Below are 3,361 nucleotides of genomic sequence, written 5' to 3'. Positions count from 1 at the left end.
ATAAAAAACCGCTAGGAATGGGTTGAAACCCACTAAAAGGGAATAAATAAATGGCAAAAATTGATTTTACAGGTGCAAGGCAAGCAGGAATAAGTGATAGTGATATTGTGAATGAATTGACTTCGCAATTTAAAACCAGTCTTGATATTAACGCTCTTAAAAATAACGGACTTGATGACACAGCGATTGTGGATTTGCTCGCTAAAATGCCTAATTTTTCCATAGAAAAACTCCCTAACCAACCACAAAATCAAGCACCCACCCAGCAACAAAATCCAGAGCAAGCCCAAGCCCAGCAAGCACCCATAAATCCCGCAGAGCCAGCACCCACTCCAAACCCAGAGCCAAACACACAAGCACCCGCCCAAGCAATGCCACCCCAAGCCCCGCAAGAAAATCCAGCCCCAGCCCAAGAGCAACCAGCCCCCAAAAGTTTGGCAGATAACACCCTAAAAGAACTTGGAGAAAAAGCCCTCTATCACACCACAGGCATTGATATAAGCAACGATAACACGCTCACCAAAGAGGCAAAAGAAAAAGAGGAAGCCACCGCCCAAAACTTAAAAACAATGCTCCGCAGTGTGCCTGATTATGATAGCCTCACGCCAGAGCAAAAACAAATCGCCCTTGAAGCGACTTCAGGGACACTCAATAAATACACCTTTGCCAAATATAAACAAGACCTCGCCCAAAAAGACCTCGCTGATGATGTCATCTCTCAAAATATCCCCTTTGAAAAACTCACCGAAGAACAAAAAGACGCTATTGATTCCCAACGGGGATTTTGGGATAAACTCACAGGAATTGCTTCTGAAGATAAAGAAAATTACGAAAACTTCCTCAAAGAAGCACGGGCAAATAAACTCGCCCCTGAAGTCAATGAAGCGATTGCACGGCTTAAAAATGTCTCCCGAGACCACCAATTAATCACAGCACTTGTGTATGCCTTTGGTGATGATAACGATAATCCCCATAAACAAAAATACCTCCAAGATATAGATACCCTTGCTAAAGGTGCAGGCTTTGATGGAGCGGGCACGGGGCAAAATGAAAAGGGCGAAAAAGGGCTTTTCTTTAAAAAAGGCGATCAATATTATGAGGTAAAAGATGGCTTCTTTGATACGATCTTAGATGATGTCTATGCGAGCAAAGGCGAATTAGCTGGCTCTGTTCTTGGGATGATGGCAGGCAATGCGTTGATGGGAGCAAGCAAGCTAGGCAAAACGCCTCAAACTGCTATCATCGGAGCAATAGGTGGCGCAGCACTCGGGGCAATGGCTGGCTCGGGGCTTGATTATCTAGTCAATAACTGGGTGCTAAAACGCCAAAGCGATCCCAGTGAGCTTATCTATAAAATGCTAGAATCAGGTGCACTTTCGATTGCAGGCGATGGGCTCATCTATGGGGCTATCAAAACAGCCAAATATATCAAAAAACCCATCTCTTGGGCAGTCGATCAAACCCTCTATCAAAATCTCCCTGCGACTACCCGTGTGATGAAAAACAAAATGGGTTATACTGATGAAAGCATTCAAGCCGTGCTAAAAAACACCAATCAGTTTTTAGATAAAGCTATAGAAGCTCCTGATGAGATTAACCCAGTAAATCTGGCTGTCAAATATACGCCCTTGCCAAAATCTATCAAAAAACGTTTTGGAGAGATTACACAAGGTTCAATGCGAGATAAGCAAGATACAATGCTTGCAGTAGCGTGGAGTGATGATAAGCTCAAATACTTTATCACCAATGCAGTCAAAGAAGACTTAGCAGGCAAAGGAATGCTAGGCAAAGCGATTAATCATCGTGCCGAACAATTGCTAAAAGCGACTACAACCGATATGCTCGAGCGTAGCGAACTTAAATCTGCGATTAAAGGCTATGAAAGCGATCTAAAATCCCGCTATGGCAAGGTCGTTGATGACCTTGCTGAAAACACACAAGGACAAACCACGCAAATAAACGATGTGATTCAACCCGTGCTTGACCATCTTTTTGCTCGTGTGGATAAATCTGACGCTGGCTCTCTCCTCAAACTTGCCGAACGCTCTATCGATAAGGACTTGGGTGTAAAAGACCTGATTGCTATTAGAAAAGACATCAATACCGAGCTAAGAAAACCAAGCCTCAAAGGCTATGTCGATAAGGGCTATCGCTATGAGATATTAGAGGGAATCGATAATAAAATCGCTTCACTCATTCACAAAGCCCCCATCTCTGAAGAAAGCAAAATAAGCCTAGCTAAACAATGGCAAAACATCAATGCCGAGTATAAAGAAATGAAAGCCTATCAAAAAGATACTTTCTACAAAAAAATATTTGCTGATGAAGCTAATGCCACGCTAAGCCCCGAGCAATTTGATAAGGCACTCAAAGACTTAGGGAAATCGGCTATCCCGCTAGCTAATACGATTATTTCTAAACTCCACCCGAGAATGCAAGCCAAAACCCAAGCAAGCATTATCAAAAAAAATATTGAATCGTATATCGATGGCGTCGCTGACGCCCGCTATGTTAAATTTGCTGACCTTGCTGATACACTCGCCCTGATGGCAAAAAAGCCAGACTTACACCCAGATGTTAAAAAATGGCTCACTGATATTGAAGAACTCGCCCAAAGATTTAAATATGATGAATTTATCTATCAAAATATCAAAGGGCTAAACGATGGACACGGACCAAATCTTGCGACTTCTATTATGGGAAAAGTGGCGATGTGGACAATTGGGAGATGGTGGAAACTCTTTATCCGTAATGTCCCCATTGCAGGGGATAATGATGCGGTGTATTATCATATTCGCCAAGCGATTCGAAGAGTGCGATTTACCAAAGACCTCACGCTAAATTTGCTTGAAAAAGACCCGAGCAACTTCCCGCCTGAATTTGCCAATGAACTCAAAAAGAATGTTGATATTCTTAAAAAACCTGAAGTCCAAGCATTCCACGAAGCTTTGGCAAAGGCAGAAAAGGAACAAAAGGCTAATCTCAAAGCAATGCTAAGCTTAGGTAACTTTAGTGCCCAAGACCTCAAAACCGCCATCCATAATAACGAATATGCGAGCTATACCCAAAAAAGCATTGATGGCTATGTGAAGCCTCACGACTTAGAAAAGCTTTTTAACTCGATTGATTCACTTACACCCCGATACGTTGATGGGGCGAAAGTCTGGCAAAAAGATGGCATAAAAGCGAGCGTTGAGCCTGACGGGTTTGTAAGTATCACAAGCGAAAGAAAAGGGGAGAAACTCCCGATTAAAGAGGCATTGAAAGAAGCCCAAGTTGCCAAAGCCCTCGAAGCAAAATATATTGCCAAGCGAGAAGAGCTAGCCAACAAGCCCGCAAGGTTTCAAATCGAGGCTAACCC

1 pseudogene is annotated in these 3,361 nt (G+C 43.0%); it reads left to right on the top strand.

From position 1 onward, the window contains the following. Positions 1–50 precede the first annotated feature (50 nt). Positions 51–3,361, top strand: a pseudogene (locus BJI48_RS09195) (hypothetical protein); the annotation flags it as partial.

Source organism: Helicobacter sp. 11S02596-1, from assembly GCF_002272825.1.
Classification (GTDB): domain Bacteria; phylum Campylobacterota; class Campylobacteria; order Campylobacterales; family Helicobacteraceae; genus Helicobacter_J.
This window is presented reverse-complemented; position numbering and strand designations above follow the sequence as displayed.